The 24,586-nt window shown below is 72.0% G+C and carries 22 protein-coding genes and 2 pseudogenes; all 24 read left to right on the forward strand.

All coding sequences use genetic code 11. The features are described 5' to 3' along the window. Nucleotides 1-797, forward strand: a 797-nt coding sequence (locus tag WMI84_RS08185) for a DALR anticodon-binding domain-containing protein (RefSeq protein ID WP_347352062.1), incomplete at its 5' end; no start/stop codon positions are given. Nucleotides 798-799: 2 nt separating this feature from the next. Continuing rightward, on the forward strand, nucleotides 800-2,215 hold the full coding sequence (lysA, locus tag WMI84_RS08190) for a diaminopimelate decarboxylase (protein ID WP_347352063.1): 1,416 nt from the start codon (nucleotides 800-802) through the stop codon (nucleotides 2,213-2,215). 117 nt (nucleotides 2,216-2,332) lie between these two features. Continuing rightward, the gene (locus tag WMI84_RS08195; RefSeq protein ID WP_347352065.1) at nucleotides 2,333-3,637 is read left to right on the forward strand and encodes a homoserine dehydrogenase; all 1,305 of its coding nucleotides are present in this window, start codon (nucleotides 2,333-2,335) and stop codon (nucleotides 3,635-3,637) included. Then, nucleotides 3,637-4,731, forward strand: a complete 1,095-nt coding sequence (gene thrC / locus WMI84_RS08200) for a threonine synthase (RefSeq protein WP_347352066.1) — start codon at nucleotides 3,637-3,639, stop codon at nucleotides 4,729-4,731. Before WMI84_RS08195 ends, thrC begins: the two co-directional genes overlap by 1 nt. Before the next feature lie 4 nt (nucleotides 4,732-4,735). Further along, nucleotides 4,736-5,692, forward strand: a complete 957-nt coding sequence (thrB, locus tag WMI84_RS08205; protein ID WP_347352067.1) for a homoserine kinase — start codon at nucleotides 4,736-4,738, stop codon at nucleotides 5,690-5,692. 267 nt (nucleotides 5,693-5,959) lie between these two features. Further along, nucleotides 5,960-8,002 carry a transcription termination factor Rho gene (rho, locus tag WMI84_RS08210; protein ID WP_347352068.1) on the forward strand — a complete coding sequence of 681 codons (2,043 nt, stop codon included), beginning with the start codon at nucleotides 5,960-5,962 and terminating at the stop codon, nucleotides 8,000-8,002. A gap of 140 nt (nucleotides 8,003-8,142) precedes the next feature. Then, on the forward strand, nucleotides 8,143-8,538 hold the full coding sequence (locus WMI84_RS08215; RefSeq protein WP_347352069.1) for a response regulator: 396 nt from the start codon (nucleotides 8,143-8,145) through the stop codon (nucleotides 8,536-8,538). Further along, a complete protein-coding gene (locus WMI84_RS08220; protein ID WP_347352070.1) occupies nucleotides 8,535-9,608 on the forward strand; it encodes a HEAT repeat domain-containing protein in 1,074 nt (357 codons plus the stop codon). Before WMI84_RS08215 ends, WMI84_RS08220 begins: the two co-directional genes overlap by 4 nt. 47 nt (nucleotides 9,609-9,655) lie before the next feature. Beyond that, nucleotides 9,656-11,053: pseudogene (locus WMI84_RS08225) on the forward strand (glycosyltransferase family 2 protein). Further along, nucleotides 11,050-13,101, forward strand: a complete 2,052-nt coding sequence (locus WMI84_RS08230) for an ATP-binding protein (protein WP_347352071.1) — start codon at nucleotides 11,050-11,052, stop codon at nucleotides 13,099-13,101. Before WMI84_RS08225 ends, WMI84_RS08230 begins: the two are co-directional and overlap by 4 nt. A gap of 139 nt (nucleotides 13,102-13,240) precedes the next feature. Continuing rightward, entirely contained in the window at nucleotides 13,241-13,456 is a 216-nt protein-coding gene (rpmE, locus tag WMI84_RS08235; protein WP_347352072.1) for a 50S ribosomal protein L31, read from the forward strand. A gap of 100 nt (nucleotides 13,457-13,556) precedes the next feature. After that, nucleotides 13,557-14,636, forward strand: a complete 1,080-nt coding sequence (gene prfA / locus WMI84_RS08240; protein ID WP_347352073.1) for a peptide chain release factor 1 — start codon at nucleotides 13,557-13,559, stop codon at nucleotides 14,634-14,636. Beyond that, nucleotides 14,633-15,580 carry a peptide chain release factor N(5)-glutamine methyltransferase gene (gene prmC, locus WMI84_RS08245; RefSeq protein ID WP_347352075.1) on the forward strand — a complete coding sequence of 316 codons (948 nt, stop codon included), beginning with the start codon at nucleotides 14,633-14,635 and terminating at the stop codon, nucleotides 15,578-15,580. The genes prfA and prmC overlap by 4 nt, the downstream gene beginning before the upstream one ends. Then, nucleotides 15,573-16,301 (forward strand): L-threonylcarbamoyladenylate synthase, encoded by a 729-nt coding sequence (locus WMI84_RS08250; protein ID WP_347352077.1) that lies wholly within the window; start codon nucleotides 15,573-15,575, stop codon nucleotides 16,299-16,301. Before prmC ends, WMI84_RS08250 begins: the two co-directional genes overlap by 8 nt. After that, nucleotides 16,302-17,399: an MraY family glycosyltransferase gene (locus tag WMI84_RS08255; RefSeq protein ID WP_347352079.1), complete on the forward strand. Its 1,098-nt coding sequence runs from the start codon at nucleotides 16,302-16,304 to the stop codon at nucleotides 17,397-17,399. A 154-nt stretch (nucleotides 17,400-17,553) separates the two neighbouring features. Next, a complete protein-coding gene (locus WMI84_RS08260) occupies nucleotides 17,554-18,027 on the forward strand; it encodes a hypothetical protein (RefSeq protein ID WP_347352080.1) in 474 nt (157 codons plus the stop codon). Between the two features lie 14 nt (nucleotides 18,028-18,041). Further along, entirely contained in the window at nucleotides 18,042-18,299 is a 258-nt protein-coding gene (locus WMI84_RS08265) for a hypothetical protein (protein WP_347352082.1), read from the forward strand. A 112-nt stretch (nucleotides 18,300-18,411) separates the two neighbouring features. Beyond that, nucleotides 18,412-19,197: a F0F1 ATP synthase subunit A gene (gene atpB, locus WMI84_RS08270; protein WP_347352084.1), complete on the forward strand. Its 786-nt coding sequence runs from the start codon at nucleotides 18,412-18,414 to the stop codon at nucleotides 19,195-19,197. 133 nt (nucleotides 19,198-19,330) lie between these two features. Then, the gene (gene atpE / locus WMI84_RS08275) at nucleotides 19,331-19,540 is read left to right on the forward strand and encodes an ATP synthase F0 subunit C (protein ID WP_301484549.1); all 210 of its coding nucleotides are present in this window, start codon (nucleotides 19,331-19,333) and stop codon (nucleotides 19,538-19,540) included. A 50-nt stretch (nucleotides 19,541-19,590) separates the two neighbouring features. Then, nucleotides 19,591-20,181 carry a F0F1 ATP synthase subunit B gene (locus tag WMI84_RS08280; RefSeq protein ID WP_347352086.1) on the forward strand — a complete coding sequence of 197 codons (591 nt, stop codon included), beginning with the start codon at nucleotides 19,591-19,593 and terminating at the stop codon, nucleotides 20,179-20,181. Then, the gene (locus WMI84_RS08285) at nucleotides 20,181-20,993 is read left to right on the forward strand and encodes a F0F1 ATP synthase subunit delta (protein WP_347352088.1); all 813 of its coding nucleotides are present in this window, start codon (nucleotides 20,181-20,183) and stop codon (nucleotides 20,991-20,993) included. Before WMI84_RS08280 ends, WMI84_RS08285 begins: the two co-directional genes overlap by 1 nt. 86 nt (nucleotides 20,994-21,079) lie before the next feature. Next, nucleotides 21,080-22,717 (forward strand): F0F1 ATP synthase subunit alpha, encoded by a 1,638-nt coding sequence (atpA, locus tag WMI84_RS08290; protein WP_347352090.1) that lies wholly within the window; start codon nucleotides 21,080-21,082, stop codon nucleotides 22,715-22,717. A 169-nt stretch (nucleotides 22,718-22,886) separates the two neighbouring features. After that, entirely contained in the window at nucleotides 22,887-23,822 is a 936-nt protein-coding gene (locus tag WMI84_RS08295; protein WP_347352092.1) for a F0F1 ATP synthase subunit gamma, read from the forward strand. A gap of 27 nt (nucleotides 23,823-23,849) precedes the next feature. Further along, nucleotides 23,850-24,586: pseudogene (locus tag WMI84_RS08300) on the forward strand (F0F1 ATP synthase subunit beta); the annotation flags it as partial.

A 24,586-nucleotide genomic window follows, 5' to 3' on the forward strand; every position in this document is an offset into this window, starting at 1 on the left:
TGACACCGGAGGAGCTGCGGGTGCTGCTGAGCCAGGTCGCCGCCCGCGCCGCACGGGTCGGTCAGCTGCCCGACGAGGCACAGGCCGGCCCACCGGAGGGCCCGCTCTTCCGCCCCGTCGACCCGAGGGGTGCAGGAGTGGTCGCCGACTGGGGCAGTCCGGTGGCGGTCCGATGGGGCCCGGGGCTGGGCCTCGAGCCGCGTGAGCTCGCCGACCTGCTCGCCGCCGGGCTGGTCGCCGACCGACGGATCGACGCCGTCGAGGTCGCCCCGAGCGGGTGGCTTGCCATCACGGTCAGCGACGGCGCCCGCGCGGCGGTGATCCGGGCCGTCCTCGAGCAACCGGATCGCTATGCCGTCCCCGGGGTGAGCGTCATACCCGAGGTGCCCGACGAACGGCCGGGGTCGCGCCCCGCCCGCGACCCCGTCGCCACCGTCCAGCGGGCTCACGCACGGCAGGCCCGACTGGTGCGCAACGCACGGGCCGCAGGCGTCGAGTCGCGGCCCACCGACCGGCCAGAGGAGCTGACCGACGGGTCCGAGCGGGTCCTGCTCGTGACGCTGGCGGACCTCCCGCAGCGGCTGGCCCGCCACCCCGGTGACCGCGAGCACACCCTCGCTGCGGTCCTCGAGGTCGCCCATCGCGCCGACGCCTGGGCCCGCCCGGTACGACCGATGGTCGTGGGGGAGTCGATCCGACCCGTCCACGGGGCCCGGCTCTCGCTCGCGACCGCGACCCGTCATGTCTTGCGCACTGGACTTCACCTGGTCGGTGCGAGCGCTCCGGAGAGGATGTGACGATGCGAGCACATGAAGCGGGAGCGCTGCACGCCGAGGGGTACCGCGGGCCGGCCTGGCTGGAGACCCCGGTGGACGTCAACGCGCTCGTGCCGGCGCTGTGGGCGTCGTCGGTCACGCGCGACGCCGGCGGTGTCGTGACGGTCGCGGGTGTTCCGGTCACCCGGCTGGCACACGAGTTCGGGACACCGGCCTACGTCCTCGACGAAAACGACTTCCGCTCTCGCGCAAGGGAGTTCAAGCAACAGTATGCCGCTGGGTTCGCACCACTGTCCGGCGCGGACGTCTTCTACGCGGGCAAGGCGTTCCTGTGCACCGAGGTCGTGCGATGGATCGATGCCGACGGACTGAACCTCGACGTCTGCACCGGGGGCGAGCTCGAGGTCGCCCGTCGAGTCGGGTTCCCGGGGTCGCGGATCGGGATGCACGGCAACAACAAGACCGTCGCCGAGATCCGGGCGGGCCTCGAGTACGGTGTCGCCCGGATCGTCGTGGACTCCCTCGAGGAGGTCGACCGCATCGCGGCCGTCGCCGCCGAGCTCGGGGTCGTCGCGCCGGTCCTGGTGCGCGTCAATGTCGGCGTCGAGGCGCACACCCACGAGTTCATCGCCACGGCCCACGAGGACCAGAAGTTCGGCCTGTCCCTCGCCGGCGGCCAGGCCCTGGAGGCGGTCCGCCGGATCCTCGACCGGTCCGGGACGATGCGCCTGCTCGGCCTGCACAGCCACATCGGCTCGCAGATCTTCGACACCGCCGGCTTCGAGGTCTCGGCCCGGCGCGTCCTCGGGCTGCACGCCCTGGTGACCAGGGAGCTGGGCGCCGACCTGCCCGAGCTCGACCTCGGAGGCGGCTTCGGCATCGCGTACACCACCGAGCACGACCCGCAGTCGCCGTCGGCCCTGGCCGCGGAAATGGCCGACATCGTCGAGCGGGAGTGCCGCGCGGAAGGTGTGCCGGTGCCGCGGATCTCGGTCGAGCCGGGGCGCGCCATCGCCGGGCCGAGCACCTTCACCCTGTACGAGGTCGGCACGGTCAAGCCGGTCGAGCTGGGCGGTGGGGCCCGTCGGTTGTACGTCTCGGTGGACGGCGGGATGAGCGACAACATCCGTACCGCGCTCTACGACGCACACTTCTCCTGCACCGTGGCCAACCGGTGTTCGCCGGCCGATCCGGTCCTCGCGCGCGTCGTCGGCCGGCACTGCGAGAGCGGCGACATAGTCGTCATGGACGAGTTCCTCCCGGCCGACGTCGGCGACGGCGACCTGATCGCGGTGCCCGGCACGGGCGCCTACTGCCGAGCCCTGTCCAGCCAGTACAACCACACCCCCCGGCCCCCGGTCCTCGCGGTGCGCGACGGGGCGGCGCGAGTCGTCGTGCGACGTGAGACCATCGACGACATCCTCGCGCTCGATGTCTGAGGCAGGGTGCGGCCCGCACCCCGCGCCGCAGCAGATCGTGCGGCGCTGCTGTCCGGATCGTGACAGGACCGTCGCCACGCCGGGGTCAGACGGCAGCATTCACACGTGGGAGGTCAAGTGAGCAGCACGGCGCTGAGGGTGGCGCTCCTCGGGTGCGGGGTCGTCGGCAGCGCGGTCGCCCGCCTGTTGACCGAGCGCGCCGACGACATGCGTGCCCGGGTCGGCGTGCCGCTCGAGATCGTCGGGATCGCGGTACGGCGCGAGGGCCGGGACCGGTCGGACGCCGGCGTCGACCCGTTCCTGTTCACGACCGACGCCGAGGAGCTGGTGACCCGGGCCGACGTCGTCGTCGAGGTCATCGGGGGCATCGAGCCGGCCAGGTCCCTGATCCTGCGCGCCATGCAGCACGGTGCCTCCGTCGTCACGGCGAACAAGGCGCTGCTCGCCGAGGACGGACCGGCGCTGCACGCCGCCGCGGCCGCGCACGGGGTCGACCTCTACTACGAGGCGGCCGTCGCCGGGGCGATCCCGCTCCTGCGTCCCCTGCGGGAGTCGCTCGCCGGCGACGAGGTGCGCCAGGTCCTCGGCATCGTCAACGGCACGACGAACTACATCCTGGACAAGATGGACCGCACCGGCGCCGGCTTCGAGGACGCGCTCGAGCAGGCCCAGGCGCTCGGTTACGCCGAGGCGGACCCGACCGCCGACGTCGAGGGCTTCGACGCCGCCGCGAAGGCGGCGATCCTCGCCTCCATCGCCTTCCACAGCACCGTCTCGGGCAGGGACGTGCACCGCGAGGGCATCACCGACGTGACGGCTGCCGACGTCGCCGCGGCTCGCGAGATGGACTGCGTGATAAAGCTGCTCGCGATCTGCGAGCGGGTCGACGACGGGATCTCGGTCCGGGTCCACCCCGCGATGGTCCCGCGCAGCCACCCCCTGGCCGGGGTGGGCGACGCCTACAACGCGGTGTTCGTAGAGGCCGACGCCGCGGGACAGCTGATGTTCTACGGTCGCGGCGCGGGAGGCGACCCGACCGCCTCGGCGGTGCTCGGTGACATCGTCGCGGTCGCCCGGCATCGCGTGGCCGGTGGTGTCGGGCCGGGTGAGTCGAGCTATGCCGGCCTGCCCGTCCGCCCCATGGGTGCGGCCCTGACGCGCTACCACATCAGTCTCGAGGTGGCTGATCGGCCGGGCGTGCTGGCCAGGGTCGCGACCGCCTTCGCCGAGCACGGCGTGTCGATCGAGACCGTGCGCCAGCGGCTCGTCGCGGCGGACGAGGACGGGTCCGAGTCCGGCGCGAGCCTCGTCGTGGTGACCCACACCGCGACCGACGCCGCGCTGAGCGGCACCGTGGAGGCGCTGCGCCTGCTCGACGTGGTCCGCGAGGTCACCTCGGTCATGCGGGTGGAGGGGGTCTGATGGCGTACCAGTGGCGCGGCGTGATCCCCGAGTACGCCGACCGGCTGCCCATGGTGGCTGGTACACCCGTGGTGACGCTGCGTGAGGGCGGCACGCCACTCATTCCCGCCGAGAAGCTCTCCGCACGCGTCGGTGCGCAGGTCCACCTCAAGTACGAGGGGCTCAACCCCACCGGGTCGTTCAAGGACCGCGGGATGACGACCGCGATCTCCGTCGCCGCGGGCAAGGGGGCCCGAGCGGTGATCTGCGCGAGCACCGGCAACACGAGCGCCTCCGCCGCGGCCTACGCGACGAAGGCCGGTATGACGTGTGGCGTGCTCGTGCCCGACGGCAAGATCGCGATGGGCAAGCTCAGCCAGGCCATCGCCCACGGCGCCACGTTGCTGCAGGTCGCCGGCAACTTCGACGACTGCCTCACCCTGGCCCGCAAGCTCGCCGAGGCCTACCCGGTGGAGCTGGTCAACTCGGTCAACCCGGCCCGGATCGAGGGCCAGAAGACCGCTGCCTTCGAGATCGTCGACGCGTTGGGCGACGCGCCCGAGATCCACTGCCTGCCCGTGGGCAACGCCGGCAACATCACCGCCTACTGGAAGGGCTACCGAGAGTACTCGTCGGACCCCTCCGTGAGCGCCCGGCCGGGCCCGGCCACCCACCTGCCGGTCATGTGGGGCTTCCAGGCGGCCGGTGCGGCGCCGCTCGTGCTGGGCCACCCGGTCGACCACCCCGAGACCATCGCGACCGCCATCCGGATCGGCAACCCCGCCTCGTGGCAGCAGGCGATCGCGGCCCGCGACGAGTCCGGTGGCCGCATCGACGCCGTGACCGACCAGCAGATCCTGGCGGCCCACCGGTTCCTCTCCGCCGAGGAGGGCGTCTTCGTCGAGCCCGGCTCGGCCGCCTCGGTCGCCGGGCTCCTCGCGGCCCACCGCGCCGGCCTCGTGCCCACCGGGGCGCGGGTCGTGTGCACGGTGACCGGGCACGGGCTCAAGGACCCGCAGTGGGCGCTGCGGCGAGCCGACGGGTCCGAGGTCGTGCCGGTCCGGGTGCCGGTGGACGCCTACTCGGCGGCCCGTGCCCTGGGCCTGGAGGACTGAAGCGGTGGCCGCAGTTCCCGGCGGCCGGTCGGTCCACGTGCGCGTCCCGGCGAGCACGGCCAACCTCGGGCCGGGCTTCGACTCGATCGGCCTCGCGCTCGGGCTGTGGGACGAGTACGCCGTGACGACCCGGGACGAGCCGGGCCTGACGATCGAGGTCGCCGGTCACGGCGCCGACGAGGTTCCCACGGACGAGTCGCACCTGGTCCATGCGACGATCCAGTACACCTGGCGTGAGCTCGGTTACGAGCCGCCTGCCGGCCTGGCACTGGTCGCGGGCAACGGGGTACCGCACGGGCGCGGACTGGGGTCGTCCGCGACCGCCATCGTGGCGGGGGTGGTTGCGGCCCAAGCGCTTTCGATGCCGGTCCTGCCGAGCCGCGACAGCGTGGTGGATCTCGACCTCGCGACGGCCGGCCACATCGCCAGCGTGCTCGAGGGCCATCCCGACAATGCGACGGCCAGCGTCTACGGGGGCCTGACCCTCAGCTGGATGCCGGACCTGTCCGGTCGGGACCGCGCCGCCCGGACCGTGACGGCACGGCCCGCCCTGCACCCGGAGGTCGACGTGGTCGTCCTCGTCCCGGACGCGCGGCTGGCGACGCAGACCGCCCGGGCGGTGCTGCCGAGACAGGTCCCGCTGGCCGCGGCGGCGGCCAACGCGGGCCGGGCCGCCCTGCTCGTCCACGCTCTCACGACCGACCCGGGCTACCTGCACGGCGCCACCCGGGACTGGCTGCACCAGGAGGCCCGACGGTCCTCCTACCCCGCGTCGATGGACCTCGTCGACACCCTCCGCGGGCGTGGACATGCGGCCGTGATCTCGGGCGCCGGGCCCTCGGTGCTGGTCCTGACGACCAGGCGCGACCGGGACGACGTCACCGTGCCGGCGGAGTCCGCGAGCTGGCATCGGCTCACTCCGGGGGTGCCGCTCGTCGGAGCACGGGTCACGGTCCGATGAGGGCCGGTCTCCCGGCGACACGGCCCTCAGGAGCGCGGGGCCGGAGTGTGTCGGCGAGGGCCCGGTCGATGTTAGAGTGACACCGCACTGAGGCCGCATGACCGCAGGCCCGGTGCTCCACCACCACAGCGAGGCGACCCGTCACCTCTGACGCCGCGGCGTCACCGTGGTTCCCAACATGGTCCGTGCTCCCTCGATCGAGCACCGGGTCCCCAGTCCGGCACCGAGCAGCTGTCCCGGGCCGCAAACGAGGGGGAAGGATCCTTCGTGTCAGACACCACCACCCGTCCCGTCGCCGGGCTGTCGACGATGAAGCTCGACGAGCTGAAGGCGGTCGCGTCCTCGATGGGTATCAGGGGAACGACCAGGATGCGCAAGAGCGACCTGGTCGCCGCGATCCTCGACCGCCAGAGCGGCGGGTCGTCCGAGGCGGCCCGGGCCCCGCGTCGGACCACCCGACCGGCCGGCGCGCCCCCGGCCGGCGAGCCCGCACCTGCCGCACCCGCGGGCGCCGGCACCGCGCCCGCGGCCACCGAGCCCGCCCCAGCCGCGCCTGCCGCCACCGCGCCTGCCGCACCTGTGGCCACCGAGTCCGCACCCGCCACGCCCGAGGGCACCCGCGCACGACCGGACGACCGGACCGAGACCCAGCCGGGGCACGGCACCGTGGCGTCGCGGCCTCGCACCGGAGAACGGGGGCAGCCGACCGGGCCTGCCCGGCACGAGCGGACCGGCCGCGTCGGGGGGGAGCACGAGCGGCAGCCGGGCCACCCGGAGCGCGGGGACCATGTCGACACCGGCCGACCGGAACACCTCGACGACCGGGGCCGCGCGCGCTCGACCCGTACCGGGCCGGAGAACCGCGAGCGGCACCAGGCGCCTGCTGCCGACCGCGAGGCGGGAGCGGAGCGGGTCGAGGAGCGGGACCACGACCGGGGCGAGCCGTCGGCCGAGGAGGGCCGTCAGGAGCGGCCGGACCGCCAGGAGCGCGCCGACCAGGGCAACCGGCAGGGCGCGGCCCGTCAGCAGCCCCTCAACCGCGAGGACGAGGACCGCGCGGCACGCCGGGGTCGCAACCGCAACCGCAACCGGGACCGGAAGCGCCGTGGGCAGGACTGGAACGAGGCCGAGGTGCAGGTCGGCGAGGACGACGTCCTCGTCCCGGTCGGGGGCATCCTCGACGTCCTGGACAACTACGCGTTCGTCCGCACCACCGGCTACCTCCCGGGTCCCAACGACGTCTACGTCCCTCTCGGCATGGTCAAGAAGCACGGCTTGCGCAAGGGTGACGCGATCACCGGTGCGGTCAAGGCCCTGCGCGACGGGGAGCAGTCCTCGGGACACTCCGGGCGCCAGAAGTACAACGCCTTGGTCCGCCTCGACACGGTCAACGGCGCATCGCCCGAGGACGCCCTGAAGCGGGTCGAGTTCCACAAGATGGTCCCGCTCTACCCGCAGCAGCGGCTCCGGCTCGAGACGGTGCCGCAGGCGCTCACGACCCGCGTCATCGACCTCGTCGCACCGATCGGCAAGGGCCAGCGAGGCCTGATCGTCGCACCCGCCAAGGCGGGCAAGACGATGGTGATGCAGGCCATCGCCAACGCCATCACGACGAACAACCCGGAGTGCCACCTAATGGTCGTCCTCGTCGACGAGCGGCCCGAGGAGGTCACCGAGATGCAGCGGGCCGTCAAGGGCGAGGTGATCTCCTCCACCTTCGACCGCCCGGCCGAGGACCACACCACGGTCGCCGAGCTGTCGATCGAGCGGGCCAAGCGCCTCGTCGAGCTCGGACACGACGTGGTCGTCCTGCTCGACTCCATCACCAAGCTCGGGCGGGCCTACAACCTGTCCGCGCCGGCCAGCGGCCGGATCCTGTCCGGCGGGGTCGACTCGGCGGCGCTCTACCCGCCCAAGAAGTTCTTCGGGGCGGCCCGGAACATCGAGAACGGCGGTTCCCTGACGATCCTGGCCACCGCGCTCGTGGAGACCGGCTCGAAGATGGACGAGGTGATCTTCGAGGAGTTCAAGGGCACCGGGAACATGGAGCTGCGCCTCTCCCGGGAGCTGGCCAACCGCCGGATCTTCCCGGCCGTCGACGTCAACGCCTCGGGCACCCGGCGCGAGGAGATCCTCCTGGCCGCCGAGGAGCTGAAGATCATGTGGAAGCTGCGCCGCGTCCTGGCGGCGCTCGACCCGGCCCAGGCGATCGAGGTGCTGCTCGACCGCCTGAAGAAGACGCGCACGAACTACGAGTTCCTCATGCAGGTGCAGCAGACGAGCAGCATCCACCCGGACGACCAGCACTGACGCCGGGCGCCGGCCGAAGCGCTGGGGGTGGCCCGGACCGCGGGCCGCCCGGCCGGCGCCGACCCCACGTCGGTTGCACAAAAGCCTGATATGTCCCATACGATCTCCTTCGAGACCGTTTTCAGGGGGACGACAACATCATGCAGACAGACGACTCGGGACCCGCAGCAGCGCGGATCCTGCTGGCCGACGACGACACCGACATCCGCGACCTGGTCGAGTTCAAGCTCACCCAGGCCGGGTATGACGTACAGGCCGTCGCCGACGGGCTCTCGGCGTGGGCGGCCTTCCAGCAGGACCCGCCCCGGCTCGTCGTGCTCGACGTCATGATGCCGGGCCTGTCCGGCATCGACGTGCTGCGACGCATCCGCGAGAGCGACTCGGCAACGGTTCCGGTCCTCCTGCTCAGCGCCAAGTCCCGGGACTCCGACGTCGACACCGGGTTCGAGGTCGGCGCCGACGACTACGTCATCAAGCCCTTCAGCCCACGCGAGCTCGTGCACCGCGTAGCCAGCATGCTGGCGCGGGCCCGATGACCGGGACCACGCTGCTGCTCGGGGCCTCGATCGCCGTGGTCGGCGCCTGCGTGGGCCTGCTGGTCGCGGTCGGCCTGGTGCGTGGCCTCCGGATCATGGGCGAGCGGCGAGAGCAGCGCCTGCTGGCCCCGCTCCACGCCACGCTCATCGCGGTCGCGGCCGGGGAGGACGACGACGGGCACGGCGTCCGGGAGCTGTCCCGGACCAGTGGGAGGACGGCCGCGGTCCTCGACCAGCGCATCGCCGATCTGCTGACCAAGGTCCGCGGCGCGCCTGCAGAGCAGCTCATCGAGGTGCTCCGGTCCCACGGGGCGCTGCGCGCGGCCGAGCACGACCTGCGGCACCGATCCGCCGTCCGGCGCGCGCGGGCCGCGCAGCTGCTGGGCCTCGCGGGCTGCGACCAGGCCCGGCAGGGCCTGGAGGCGAGCCTGAGCGACCGCGTCCTGGAGGTGCGCACGAGCGCTGCGTTCGCGCTCGGCCTCATCGGGGACCCACGTTCGGCCACGCCGATCCTCGTCGCCGTGGGCGCCGACCCGGGCCGCACCAGGGGCTCGTTCGGCCTGCCCGCCGGAGTCGCGGGCGAGGCCCTGCAGCGGATGGGCATCGCGATCTCCGACCCGCTTCGGACGGCCCTCGACGACCCCCACCCGCGGACGCGCACCGTTGCCGCGTCGGTCATCGGCGGCGGCAGCTTCCTGACCGGGCTACCCCGCCTGCGGCAGCTGCTCGCGGACGACCCGGACGTCACCGTCCAGGCTCGCGCTGCCGTGGCGATCGGCCGCTTCGGCGGCCCGGACGACGTGCCGGCCCTGGCCGCCCACACCGCGGCCGGGGCACCGGCCTCCCTGCGCCGCGCGTGCCTGGCGGCGCTCGCCGAGATCGGCGCGCGCTCGGCCCTGCCAGTCCTGACCGGTCTGGTCTGCGACCCCGACCAGCGGATCGCCGAGGAGGCCGCGACCGCGCTGCTCGGGATGGGACCTGACGGGGTCGCGGCCCTGCAGCCCTTCCGGGACCTGCCGGCCACGCGAAGTGCTGCTCTCGTCAGCTCGCTCCAGCGGAGCGGGCGATGAGCTGGTCGGGGTTGGTCGACGGGCTGCGTACCGCAGTCGGGACGGTCATGGATGCCGTGGCTGGACCGGTCCTGGTCTACTTCGTGCTCATCAACACCTCCCTGCTCCTGCTCATCGTGCTTGCCTACGGTGAGTTCCGGGCCCAGCAGCGCCGGCGCCTGACGACCCTCGAGTGGCAGGGCGGCGGGCTCGCGCCCGGCGTGTCGCTGCTGGTGCCGGCCTACAACGAGGAGGTCGGCATCGTCACCGCGGTCAAGTCCTTCCTCTCGCTGCGCTACCCACGGCACGAGGTGGTCGTCGTCGACGACGGCAGCACCGACGCGACCTTCGCCCGGCTCGAGGAGGCGTTCGACCTCGTGGCGGTGCCGCGTCAGCTGCCCCAGGACGTGCCGATCCGGACCGTGGTGCACAGCGTCCACGTACCCCGCGACGGACACACCCGCCTGGTCGTGGTGCGCACGGACAACTCGGGACGTTCGGGCGCCATCAACGTCGCGGTCAACGCGGCGAGCGAGCCGCTGGTCGCCATCGTCGACGGTGACTCGATCCTCGAACCGGACGGCCTGCTGCACGTCACCAAGCCCTTCGTCGACGACCCGACCAGGATCGTGGCCACGGGCGGGACGATCCGGCCCGTCAACGGCAGCCGGGTCGAGTACGGGCGCGTCGTGCGCGTCGAGATGCCCCGCACGTGGCTGGCCAGGATCCAGGTGGTCGAGTACCTGCGGGCCTTCCTGCTCGGCCGCACCGGATGATCGCGGCTGGGCTCCCTCATCCTCATCAGCGGAGCCTTCGGGCTCTTCCGGCGCGATGTACTGGTCGAGGTGGGCGGGCTGGACCCGACGAGCATCGGCGAGGACTTCGAGCTCGTCATGCGGGTCCACAAGCACCTGCGCGACCGGGGGCAGGACTACCGGGTCGCGTTCGTCGCCGAGCCGGTCCTGTGGACGGAGGTGCCCTCGACGGCGAGGGTCCTGCGCAGCCAGCGCAGACGCTGGCACCGGGGGCTGTGGGAGACGCTGTGGGCCTACCGTGGCATGCTGTTGCGACCCCGCTACGGTCGCATCGGCCTGCTGGCCCTCCCGTACTACTGGCTGTTCGAGCTGTTCGCCCCCCTGCTCGAGCTGTTCGGCATCGTGCTGGTGCCGCTCGGGCTCGTCCTCGGGGTGGTCAACGTGCCGTATGCCGCCCTGTTCCTGCTGCTCGCCTACGGGTACGCCGTGCTGGTGACCCTCTCGGCCCTCCTGGTCGACGAGTGGGCCTTCCACCGGCACGACCGCTGGGTGGCCATCCCGATCCTGCTCGCCGCAGCGGCACTCGAGAACTTCGGCTATCGACAGCTGACGGTCTGGTGGCGTCTGGAGGGCTGGTGGGCCAGCCTGCGCGGCCGGCGCCAGGTCTGGGGTGTGATGACGCGGACCGGGTTCGACGAGGGAGCCTCGTGAGGCCGGTCCCCGGAGCCGACCGGTCGGCCGGTGCCCATCTGCGCACGGTGGTGGTCGGGCTCGTGGTCCTCATCGCGCTGGGCGCGGTGGCCTCCCTCGTCATGGTCCAGCAGCAGGGCCGTGCGGTCCGGGCGCTGACCCTGGCGTTCGGGCCGGCCGTCGATGCCAACGGCGGCGTGCTGCTCGAGATGGCGCGGGCCCGCGACGCCTGGTTCGAGCAGCGTTCCACCTCGGACGGGGCCGCTGCGGACCCAGCGGTGCTGGAGCCGCACCGGGTGGCCGCCTCGGCGCGGCTCGACCGGCTGCTCGCGGCGACCCGGAGCCAGGCGCTCAGCGCGTCGGACCGCTCGTCCCTCGGCGACCTGGCCGAAGCGCAGCAGCGGGCCGTCGAGGCTTGGTTCACGGCGGCGGAGCGCTCGTCACGTGCCACGTCGGGAGTCCGGACCGGCCCGGACGAGGTCGAGCAGGCCTGGGTCGAGCTCCAGGGCGCGAGCACGGCGCTGGCCGGGGAGCTGCAGGCGGGCATGGACACGGCTCGCTCCGGGTTCCGGATGGCGTCGGCTGCCTTCGGCCTGGTCGTCGTCGGCGTGGCGGCCCTGTCGATCGGCGCCCTGCTCCTGCTGATGCGCCGGGTCCGTCGCACGGTCGTCCAGCCGCTCGAACGGCTGAGCGAGGTGGTGCGCCGGCAGGCGGCGGGCAACAGCCTGCAGGTCGCGGACACCGAGCACGGGGCCGCCGAGGTGCGTAGCCTGGCCCGCAACTTCAACGAGCTGCATCGCCAGAACTCCCGGTTCCTGGCCCAGCAGGGCGACGAGCTGCGGATGCGTCGGCTCGTCCTCGAGGTGGCCCGAGGGGTGCGTGCCGCGGCCACGGCACCGGCGGCCCTCGACGCCGTGTGCCGGGACCTCGGCCAGGGACTCGGCGCGGACCGGGTGCTGCTGTACACCCTCGACGAGGACGCCGGTGTCCGGGAGCGCAGCCAGTGGCACGCCGACCTGCTGCCCGACCTACCCCCCCTCCCGGCCTCGCTCACCCGGCACCTCGGTGGGGTGGAGGCCGAGCTTCGAGAGCTCGGCAACGCGGCGGTCCTGCCCGACGTGTTCGACCCGGAGTGGGCCGGGGACGAGCGGGTCCTGGCCTTCCACCGGGCCACCGGTGCCCGCTCGGTGGTGCTGGTCCCGGTGGGCTCCGGGGACCAGGGGCTCGGCGTGCTAGCCGTGCTCACGGTGGACCAGCCCCGGTGGTGGCTGCCGTGGGAGGTGCGTGCGACCGAGCAGAGCGGCGGGCTGGTGTCCGGCGCGGTGGTCCAGTTCCGGCTGGCCGGGATGCGTGAGGAACAGGTCCGCCGCCTCACCGAACTGGACCACCAGAAGACCGACTTCATGGCGACCGTCAGCCACGAGCTGCGCACTCCGCTCACCTCGATCACCGGCTACCTCGAGCTGGTCGAGGACGGCGACTTCGGCGAGCTCACCAGCGGGCAGCAGCACGCCCTCGGCGTGGTGCACCGCAACGCCGTGCGGCTCCGGGGGCTCATCGAGGACCTGCTCGTGCTGAACAAGATCGAGAGCACGGGCCTGCCGGCCACGCTGGAGGACGTGCCGGTCCGGGACCTCGTCCGGTGCGTCGTCGAGACCATGGAGCCGGCCGCGACCGAGGCCCGGGTGAGCCTGCTCGCCGGGCCGGTGCCGGAGGATCTCGTGGTCCGGGTGGACCGGACCCAGTTCGAGCGTGCCCTGCTGAACCTGGGCTCGAACGCCGTCAAGTTCACCCCGTCCGGCGGAAGCGTGACGATCGAGGTCGCCCAGCAGGACGATGCCGTCCGGATCCGGATCGCCGACACCGGGATCGGCATCCCGCAGGCCGACCTGGCCCGCCTGTCGGAGCGGTTCTTCCGCGCCGGCAACGCGATGTCTGCGGCCATCCCGGGCACCGGCCTCGGCCTGGCCATCGTGCGGACCATCGTGGACAGCCACGGCGGACGGCTGGACGTCGAGTCCGTCGAGGGCGAGGGGACCACGATGGTCGTCAGCCTGCCCCCGGTCTGAGCCGGGCATCGCCCGGGAATGCCGGCGCCCGCTCGCGCGTTTGGGCAGGCGTGCCCGATCTGGCACACTCTTGCACCGGACCGGTTCACGGCACCCGCGCATGCGCAGCCGACCCGGCCATGAACTCGAGGAGAGAGCGTTGAAGAAGGACCTTCACCCGGACTACGTGGAGACCGTGGTCACCTGCACCTGCGGCAACACGTTCACCACCCGCAGCACGGCCACCAGCGGTCGGATCAACGCCGACGTGTGCTCGCAGTGCCACCCGTTCTACACCGGCAAGCAGAAGATCCTCGACACCGGTGGCCGCGTGGCCCGGTTCGAGGCGCGCTACGGCAAGAGGGCTGCCAGGTAGGTCTTCGCCCGCCGGCTCCCGCGACCACGGTCGGCGGGGCCGGCGCTGCGTCGCACCGACCATCCCGGCTCACCCGAGCCAGCAGCATGAGGAGCCAGCCGTGCTCGACACCGTGCAGTCGATCCTCGACGAGTACGCAGACCTCGAGACCCGGCTGGCCGACGCCGCGGTCCACTCGGACCAGGACCTCCTGCGCACCCTGAACAAGCGCTACGCGCAGCTGGGCCCGGTCGCGGCCGCGGCCCGGGCCTGGCAGGCCGCCCGCGGCGACCTCGACACCGCCCGGGAGCTCTCCCGCGAGGACCCCTCCTTCGCCGAGGAGGTACCGGCCCTGCAGGCCGCGCTGGCCGAGGTCGAGGAGCACCTGCGCCGGATGCTCGTGCCCGGCGACCCGGACGACGACCGCAACGTCATCCTCGAGATCAAGGCGGGGGAGGGGGGCGAGGAGTCGGCCCTGTTCGCCGGGGACCTGCTGCGGATGTATCTGCGCTACGCCGAGCAGCGTGGCTGGCGCACCCAGGTCGAGGAGGCGACCGAGTCCGACCTCGGAGGGTACCGGGACGTGCGGGTCTCGATCTCGGCCCGGGGCCGCCCCGGCCCGGGTGAGGGGCCGTGGGCCCGGCTGAAGTACGAGGGGGGTGTGCACCGGGTCCAGCGGGTCCCGGTCACCGAGTCGCAGGGTCGGATCCACACCTCGGCGGCCGGTGTCCTGGTCATGCCCGAGGCCGACGACCAGGGGGAGGTCGAGATCGACCCCGGCGACCTGCGCATCGACGTCTACCGCTCGTCCGGCCCGGGCGGCCAGAGCGTCAACACGACCGACTCGGCCGTCCGGGTCACCCACCTGCCGACGGGGCTCGTGGTGTCCTGCCAGAACGAGAAGAGCCAGCTGCAGAACAAGGAGGCCGCGCTGCGCGTCCTGCGCGCCCGCCTGCGCCAGCTGGCCCAGGACGCGGCGGACGCCGAGGCGTCGGCCGCCCGACGCTCGCAGGTACGCACCGTCGACCGCTCCGAACGGATCCGGACGTACAACTTCCCGGAGAACCGCATCTCCGACCACCGCACGGGCTACAAGGCCTACAACCTCGACCACGTCCTCGACGGTGACCTCGACCCTGTCGTCCGGTCGGCGATGGCGGCCGACGAGTCGGCCCGCCTCGCCGAGATCGCCCGCACGTGACCCTCCTGCGGCAGCTGGTCCGGGCGGGTGCCCGGACCCTGGCCGGGGCAGGGGTCGACTCCGCGGACGTCGACGCCGTCGAGCTCGCGGCACACGTGCTCGGCATCGAGGCCGCCGAGCTGCGCCGCCGGATGGTGCTCGGGGGCGAGCTGCCGAGCTCCTTCGAGCGGACGTATGCCGCCCACCTCGACGAGCGCGCCCGCCGCGTCCCGCTCCAGCACCTGACCGGCAGGGGCCACTTCAGGTACCTGACCCTCGCCCTCGGGCCGGGTGTCTTCCTGCCGCGCCCCGAGACCGAGGTCCTGGTCGGGCTCGCGCTGGCCGAGATCGACCGCCTCGCCGGCCCCGGTGGGCCGGTGGCGCGCACGAGTGGGGTGGGCGGCATACGGCTGGTCGACCTGTGCACGGGGTCCGGGGCGATCGCCTTCGCCGTCAAGCAGGAACGACCGGGTGTCGCCGTGCGTGGCCTCGAGCTGTCCGAGCCGGCCCTGGCCTGGGCCCGGCGCAACCGGACCCGCCTCGGGCTGGAGGTCGACCTCGTCCGCGGCGACGCCACGCAGCCCTGTTTCGTGGACTGGTCCGGGACCGTCGACGTCGTCACCGTGAACCCGCCGTACATCCCGGTCGGTGCAGTGCCCGTCGACCCCGAGGTGCGCGACCACGACCCGGAGCTGGCGCTCTACGGCGGCAGCGCCGACGGCCTGGCCCTCCCGGTGCGCATCGCCCGGGTCGCCGCGACCCTGCTGCGGCCCGGCGGGCTGCTGCTGATGGAGCACGCCGACGCGCAGGGGGAGGCGCTGCCTGCTGCGCTCACCGCGGCAGGCACGTGGGGGCAGGTGACCGACCACCCGGACCTGGCCGGCCGGCCGCGGGTGACCTCGGCGCGGGCGGCCGGGCCCGGGGCCGGCCCATCCGTGCGGGCTAGGCTGCCTTCCCATGAGTGACGTCTTCGACTGCACGGGCGAACCGTCCCGTGCGGACGGGATCGCGGCCGCGGTGGCGGCCGTCCGACGCGGCGAGGTGGTGGTGCTGCCGACCGACACCGTCTACGGGATCGGGTGCGATGCCTTCGACGCCGGCGCGGTCGCAGCAGTGCTGGCCGCCAAGGGACGGGGCCGCGACAAGCCCCCGCCGGTGCTGATCCCGACCGGCCGGACCGCGCTCGGGCTGGCCGCCGCCATCCCGGACTTCGCGACGACGCTCATGGAGCGCTTCTGGCCCGGCCCGCTCACCGTCGTGCTGCGCGCGCACCCCTCGCTGCACTGGGACCTCGGCGACACGAACGGCACGGTGGCCCTGCGGGTCCCGGACCACCCCGTGGCGCTCGAGCTGCTCGGGCAGGTCGGTCCGATGGCGGTCACCAGCGCCAACGTGACCGGCGAGCCCGCTGCCCGCACCGCCGAGCAGGCCCGGGCCATGCTCGGCGAGAGCGTCGCCGTCTACCTCGACGCCGGCCCGGTCGACGCCGGGGACCCGTCGACGGTCGTCGACTGCACCGGGAGCCACCCGGTCACGCTACGGCTCGGCGCCCTCGGCCAGGCCGAGGTCGACGCCGCCCTGGCCCCGCCGGGCTCCCCCGTCCCAGCGCGGCAGCCGGGGCAGCCCGGGCCCGCACCCGAGCCGGAGCGCCGGGCCGGCGACGCCGCCGGGAACGCGAGCGGCTAGGTGCACGAGTACGTCCTGATCCTCATCGTCGCGGCGGGAGTGACGTACATCATCACGCCGTTCGTGCTGAGTCTGGCGGTAGCGACCGGCGCGTTCACCCCGGTCCGCGCCCGGGACGTACACACCACCCCCATCCCGCGGCTCGGTGGGGTGGGGATCTACCTGGGCTTCGTCTCGGCCGCCCTCGTGGCGCGGTCGCTGCCCTACCTGGGCACGCTCTTCTCCGACCGACAGATCCTGGGGATCGTGGCCGCCGGGGGGATCGTCTGCCTGCTCGGCGCCTTCGACGACGTCCGCGAGCTCGACTGGCTCACCAAGCTGGCCGGCCAGGTCCTGGCCGCGGGCCTGATGGCCTACGCCGGTGTCCAGCTCCTCTCGCTGCCGGTCTTCGGCGTCACCATCCTGCCGACACCCGTCCTGGTCGGCGTCACGGTGCTGGTCGTCATCGTGTCCACCAACGCGGTCAACTTCATCGACGGGCTCGACGGGCTGGCGGCCGGTGTGGTCGGCATCGCGTCGCTCGCCTTCTTCATGTACTCCTACATCGTGTCGCGGTCCTTCGTGCCGGCCAACGTGTTCTCCACCGCGACCTTCGTCTCCGCCGCCCTCGTCGGGTGCTGCGCCGGCTTCCTGCCGCACAACTTCCACCCGGCCCGGCTGTTCATGGGCGACTCGGGCGCCCTGACGCTCGGGCTGCTCCTGTCCGCGGCGACGATCACCCTGACCGGCAACGTGGACCCCGGCGACGTGTCGGCCAACCAGGTCACCGCCGCCTTCCTGCCCGTCCTGGTGCCTCTCGCGGTACTCCTGCTGCCGCTGCTCGACATGGTGCTGGCCGTCGTGCGGCGCACCCGGGCGGGACAGCGGCCCTGGCAGCCTGACGCGAAGCACCTGCACCACCGGATGCTGCGGATCGGGCACGGGCACCGGCGTGCCGTGCTCGTGCTGTACATGTGGGCCGCTATCGTCGCATTCGGCTCCGTCTCGCTCGTCATCTGGAACGGCTGGACCCCGGTCCTGGTCGTCCTCGGCGTCGCGGCGGTCGGCGTCGTCCTCACGGTATGGCTGCCGAAGTGGAGGCCGACCAAGGGCTTGTGATAGCATTCACAAGCACCTTGGAAGTGCCTGAGAGCCCGCGCACGTCACTGAGCGTCACGTGGCCAAGGATGCGAGCACCCTTGATCCCGTTTCGAATTCGACAAACGACTCGACAACGACTCACGTCGCAGCCGACGCACTAGGCAGGTCTTCCTTGAGCGCCCGACCCGGCCGCAACGCGGCCCCTTCCGATGCCTTCGCGCAGCTGCTGCGCGGGTGCCTGCTGCCGACCCTCGTGGCGGCGGCCGCCTGCGTGGTCGCCGCCTTCTTCGCGAGCCCGATGGCCGCCTGGTCGGCCGCGTTCGGCGCCGTGCTCGTCATCGCCTTCTTCGGCCTGACGCTGCTCGTCATGAAACGCACGGCCGACCTGCCGCCCACGACGACGATGGTCGTGGTGCTGGTCGCCTACACCCTGAAGGTCGCCGCTCTGGGGGTCGCGATGTTCCTGGTGCGTGACGCGAGCTGGCTCTCCGGCTACGCGGTGGGAGTCAGCATCACCGTGTGTGCCGTCGTGTGGCTCTTCTTCGAGATGCGGGCCTACAAGCGGCTGCGGATCTTCGTCTACGACCCTCCGGGCGAGGCCACGGCCCAGGTGGACCCGGGGCAGAGGCCGCAGAATGGGTGCTGAGATCGGAGGCCGGCATGAGCACACCACAACCGGAGCCCTCCTCCCCGCGCGACGAGCAGGCCGCCGCCGAGGAGCAGCGCTCCGTCAACGTCCGCGCGGCGGACTCGGCCTGGCGGGTCTTCGCCTACCTGTTGTCCGGACCCCTGACCTACGGGGGGATCGGCTGGCTGGTGGACCGCTGGCTCGGTACGTCGTGGATCGTCGGGGTGGGCATCGTCGGCGGCATGGCGGTGTCGATCTACTACATCTGGTTCCGGTACGGTACGCACTGAGTCTGTCGTGGTGGGCCCCCAGTAGCACCCCGGCGTTGACAGTTGCTGGGAGCATCGTGAGCCCCGCGCACCTCACCGCGAGTCCTGCACCACGCAGTCGAAGGAGAAACCCGTGAGCATCGAGGCCGCCGTCCTGCCGACGGAGTACACGCCGCCGGGGACCGAGGACTTCTGGATCCCGCTCATCGGTGACGGGGCCTGGGCCTTCACCCGGGCCAGCCTGCTCGCGATCATCTCGGTGGCCCTGCTCTGGTGGTGGCTGCACGCCACGACCAGGAAACGCGCGGTGGTGCCCAGCATGGGCCAGATGGGCACCGAGGCGGTCTACGACTTCGTGCGCAACGACATCGCCCGAGACCTGATCGGCAGCAAGGAGTTCATGCGGTTCGTCCCGCTGCTGTTCGCCCAGTTCATCTTCATCCTGCTCAACAACTTCTTCGGCGTCGTGCCGCCGTTCCAGAACCCGACGATGGGCCGGATCGGCTTCCCGATCGCCCTGACGCTGGTCGTCTTCGTCGTCTACCACGTGGTCGGCATGCAGAAGCACGGCTTCGTGGGCTACTGGAAGTCGCTGGTGCCGCCGGGCCTGCCCAAGCCGATGATCCCGGTGATCTTCTTCCTCGAGCTGATCACCGACATCTTCACCCGGCCGGTCACCCTCGCGCTGCGGCTCTTCGGCAACATGTTCGCCGGCCACGTCATGATGATCCTGTTCATCGGGGGCGGCTGGTACATGCTGACCAACGGGGGGATCGTGCTGCCCGTGGCCGGCGCCGTCACGTGGATCATGGCGTTCGTCATGACCCTCTTCGAGCTGCTGGTCGAGGTCCTGCAGGCCTACGTCTTCACCCTGCTGACCGCGCTCTACATCGGCGGCGCCCTGGCCGACGAGCACTGACGAACGCACCCGTCCACCCCCGACCCGGACACCCCGCCCACCACTCGCAAGCCCGCACCACCCGGAAGTACGAGTTCGACCCCGCCTCGCTGGCACGGGCCAGCGGGACCGACACAAAGGAAATGGAATCAACATGACCGGCAACATCGCCATCCTCGGTTACGGCCTGTCCGCCATCGGCCCCGGCATCGGCGTCGGCCTGATCTTCGCTGCCTTCATCAACGGAGTGGCCCGCCAGCCCGAGGCTCGCGGCATGCTCCAGCCGATCGCCTTCCTCGGGTTCGCCATCGCCGAGGCGCTGGCCATCTTCGGTCTGGCCCTCGCCTTCGTCTTCCGGTCCTGAGCGCATCCGTCCGGCCTGCCGGCCAGCCGTGAACCATTGAGGAGTTGCGCATGCATGCACTGACATTTCCCGCCGCGGGGGAGGGCAGCGGTTGGGGGAGCGCGCCCCCGATCCTGCCGCACCCGCTCGAGCTGATCTTCGGGCTGGTCACCTTCGCGATCATCTACTGGGTGGTCAAGCAGAAGATCATGCCGCGCATCGAGGAGATCTACGCCAAGCGCGCCGCCGCCATCGAGGGGGGCATCAACCGGGCCGAGGAGGCCCAGGCCCAGGCCCAGGCCGCCCTGGCCGAGTACCAGACCCAGCTGACCCAGGCCCGCACCGAGGCGGCGCGCATCCGTGAGGACGCCAAGGCCCAGGGCGCCCAGATCCTCGCCGAGCTGAAGCAGCAGGCGGGTGTCGAGGCGGCGCGGATCACCGAGACCGCCCACAAGCAGATCGAGGCCGAGCGCCAGCAGGCCCTCGTCTCGCTGCGCGCCGACGTCGGCCGGATCTCGACCGACCTGGCCAGCCGGATCGTCGGGGAGTCGCTGCACGACGAGACCCGCCAGCGGGGCATCGTCGACCGCTTCCTGGCCGAGCTGGAGTCCGGCGACATAGTGCGCGAGAAGGTCGGCGCCGTCGAAGGCGAGGACGCCTGATGCACGGCTCGTCCCGCGCCGCCGCGGCCGCGAGCCGGGCGGCCTTCCGTGCCGCGCTCGTCGGTGGTGCCCCGCTGAGCCGGCTGGGCGGCGAGCTGTTCTCGGTCGTGGCGACGCTCGACTCGAGCTCGACGCTGCGCCGAGCCCTCGCGGACAGCTCGCGGGAGGGCACCGACAAGCGGGCCCTCGTCGAGCGGCTCTTCGCCGGCAAGGTCGACGCCTCCACCCTGCGGGTGCTCTCCGTCGTCAGCGGTGAGCGCTGGGCGGCCGAGCGTGACCTGACCGACATGCTCGAGGCACTGGCCGTCGAGGCGGTGGTCGCGGCCGCCGAGGCCGGCGACCGCGCCGACCGGGTCGAGGACGAGCTGTTCCGCTTCGAGCGGGTCGTCGCGGCCGACACCGCACTGCACGCCGCCATCACCAACCAGGCCGCACCGGTCGACTCGCGGCTCGGGCTGGTGCAGCGCCTGCTGGCCGGCAAGGTCGCCGACGAGACGCTCACCCTGGTCCGGCAGGCCGTCGCGCACCCGCGGGGCCGCCGGTTCGACCGGACCGTGCAGACCTACCTGGACCTGGCCGCCGTGCGCCGTGAGCAGCAGACCGCGACGGTCACCTCCGCGGTGCCGTTGTCGGACTCCGAGCGGGCTCGTCTCGGCGCCGGTCTCGCCACGATCTACGGCGGCAAGGTTCGCGTCAACGCTGTCGTCGACCCGCGGGTCATGGGTGGGATCAAGGTCGAGATCGGTGACGAGCTGATCGACGGGACCGTCCTGCGCAAGCTCGAGAGCGCCCGGCGCGCCATGGGCGCCTGACCCGGCGACCCGCCCACCCCACAGCAGCAGTCAACGAACATCATGGGGCCCGCGCAGGTGGGCCGAAACGAGGAGAAGATCATCAGATGACGGAGCAGCTTTCGATCCGTCCGGAGGAGATCCGGGACGCGCTGGACTCGTTCGTCCGGTCCTACCAGCCCGGCGCGGCCTCCCGCGAGGAGGTCGGCCGCGTCACCGACGCCGGTGACGGGATCGCGCACGTCGAGGGTCTGCCCTCGGCCATGACCAACGAGCTGCTGCAGTTCGAGGACGGCACGCTGGGCCTGGCGCTCAACCTCGACGTGCACGAGATCGGCGTCGTCGTGCTCGGCGACTTCGACGGCATCGAGGAGGGCCAGTCGGTCAAGCGCACCGGCGAGGTCCTCTCGGTCCCGGTCGGCGACAACTTCCTCGGCCGGGTCATCGACCCGCTGGGCAACCCGATCGACGGGCTGGGCGAGATCCTGTCCACCGAGCGGCGCGCGCTCGAGCTGCAGGCCCCGACCGTGGTCCAGCGCAAGTCGGTCCACGAGCCGCTCCAGACGGGTATCAAGGCGGTCGACTCGATGACCCCGATCGGCCGGGGACAGCGCCAGCTGATCATCGGCGACCGCCAGACCGGCAAGACCACCGTCGCCATCGACACGATCATCAACCAGAAGCGCAACTGGGAGTCCGGCGACCCGAACCAGCAGGTGCGCTGCATCTACGTCGCCATCGGGCAGAAGGGCTCGACGATCGCGTCGGTCCGCGGCACCCTCGAGGAGGCCGGCGCGCTCGAGTACACCACGATCGTGGCCGCTCCCGCCTCCGACTCGGCAGGGTTCAAGTACCTCGCCCCGTACACCGGCTCGGCCATCGGCCAGCACTGGATGTACCAGGCCAAACATGTCCTGATCGTCTTCGACGACCTGTCCAAGCAGGCCGAGGCCTATCGCGCCGTCTCGCTGCTGCTGCGTCGCCCGCCGGGCCGCGAGGCCTACCCGGGTGACGTCTTCTACCTGCACAGCCGCCTGCTCGAACGCTGCGCCAAGCTGTCCGACGACCTCGGCGCCGGCTCGATGACCGGCCTGCCGATCATCGAGACCAAGGCCGGTGACGTCTCGGCGTACATCCCGACCAACGTCATCTCGATCACCGACGGCCAGATCTACCTGCAGGCCGACCTGTTCAACGCCAACGTCCGTCCCGCCATCGACGTGGGCGTCTCGGTGTCCCGGGTCGGTGGTGCCGCGCAGATCAAGGCGATGAAGTCGGTCGCCGGCCGGCTCAAGCTCGACCTCGCGCAGTTCCGCGCCATGGAGGCCTTCGCGATGTTCGCCTCCGACCTCGACCCCGCCTCGCGCGCCCAGCTGGCCCGGGGTGGCCGGCTCGTCGAGCTGCTCAAGCAGTCGCAGAGCCATCCGTACCCGGTCGAGGAACAGGTCGTCGCGATCTGGGCCGGTACGACCGGCAAGCTCGACGATGTCGCCATCGAGGACGTGCGCGCCTTCGAGCGCGAGCTGCTCGAGCAGCTGCGCATCGAGGGCACCGTCCTGACGACGATCCGCGAGACGAAGAAGCTGGACGAGGACACCGAGGCCGCGCTCGAGCGCATCACCGACGACCTCAAGTTCACCTTCACGGCATCCGGCGCCCAGGCCGTGGCGGCCGGCACGGAGGCCGTCGACGAGCTCGGTGCCGACCAGATCACCCAGGCCAAGATCGTCAAGCAGAAGAAGTGACGCACCGGCTCGCCCACCCGGTTGCCCGGCCGTCAGGCACGGCCGGTCAACGGGAGCGGGGCCTACGCGCCAGCGCACCCGGGGCCGAGCGAGCCAGGCCCGCACGGCCGGGCCGCTGACGAACCAGACGAACCCAGACGAACCACGAAGACCAGGAGAGGCGGAGCACATGGGAGCGCAGATGCGCATCTACCGGCACCGCATCAAGTCCGTCCAGTCCATCAAGAAGATCACCAACGCGATGGAGCTGATCGCGGCGGCCCGCGTCGTCAAGGCCCGCCAGCGCGCCGTCGAGGCGATGCCGTACACGACCGCGCTGACCCGCGCGGTGTCGGCCGTGGCCACGAACGCCAACGAGGACCACCCGCTAACCCGCCCGAAGGGGAGCTCCACCCGGGCCGGTGTCGTGGTCATCACGGCGGACCGCGGGCTGGCCGGCGCCTACTCGGTCTCGGCGATCAAGGAGAGCAACGAGCTGATCGAGCGGCTGCGCGGCGAGGGCAAGCAGGTCCAGTCCTACCTCGTGGGCCGCAAGGCCGTGACCTACTACCACTTCCGGAGACGTGAGTTCGCCGCCGAGTGGTCGGGCTTCACCGACGCGCCGCAGTTCGCGAACGCCCGCGAGATCGCCGACCGGATCACCGCTGACTTCCTGAAGGAGACGGACCAGGGCGGCCTGGACGAGGTGCACATCGTCTACACCCTCTTCCGCTCGATGGTCACGCAGGAGCCGCGGGTGCTGCGCCTGCTGCCCCTCGAGGTCGTCGACGCCGACGACGCGGGCGAGGAGGGCGTCGACCTGACGGTCAAGCAGTACGAGGAGGGCGAGCTGCTCCCCGAGTACGACTTCGAGCCGAACGCGGTCGAGGTGCTCGACGCGCTGCTGCCCAAGTACGTCCGCAACCGGGTCTTCACCTGCCTGCTCAGCTCGGCCGCGTCCGAGCTCGCGGCGCGACAGCGGGCCATGAAGTCGGCCACCGACAACGCCGAGGAGCTCATCAAGAAGTACGAGCGCCTCGCCAACCAGGCCCGGCAGGCCGGGATCACCCAAGAGATCAGCGAAATCGTGGGCGGTGCGAACGCCCTCGCCGACGCACAGAAGTAAGCCCACGAAGGTTAGGAAGCATCAGCCATGACTGCAACACTCAGCGAGAACGCCGCCGGTGCCCCGGCCCAGGGGGCCGCCGGTCGCATCTCCCGGATCATCGGCCCCGTCGTCGACGTCGAGTTCCCGGCCGACGCGATGCCGGAGATGTACAACCTGCTGACCACGGAGGTGACGCTGCAGGGCGAGACGAAGCGACTCAACCTCGAGGTCGCCCAGTACGTCGGCGACAACATGATCCGGGCCATCTCGCTCCAGCCGACCGACGGGCTGGTGCGCGGCGCCGCGGTGCAGGACACCGGCGGCCCGATCAGCGTCCCGGTCGGCAACATCACCCTCGGGCACGTGTTCAACGCCACGGGCGAGTGCCTCAACCTGAAGCCGGGCGAGCGGCTCGAGATCACCGAGCGCTGGGGCATCCACCGCAAGGCGCCCGACTTCGACCAGCTCGAGAGCAAGACCACGATGTTCGACACCGGCATCAAGGTCATCGACCTGCTCACCCCGTACGTGCAGGGTGGCAAGATCGGCCTGTTCGGCGGCGCCGGCGTCGGCAAGACGGTGCTGATCCAGGAGATGATCGCCCGGGTCGCGCGCGACCACGGTGGCGTCTCGGTGTTCGCCGGGGTCGGTGAGCGCACCCGCGAGGGCAACGACCTGATGGTCGAGATGGAGGAGGCCGGCGTCCTCGGTCAGACCGCCCTGGTCTTCGGCCAGATGGACGAGCCGCCGGGCACGCGCCTGCGGGTCGCGCTGTCCGCCCT

The sequence above is a fragment of the Intrasporangium sp. genome (assembly GCF_039812505.1).
Lineage (GTDB): Bacteria > Actinomycetota > Actinomycetes > Actinomycetales > Dermatophilaceae > Intrasporangium_A.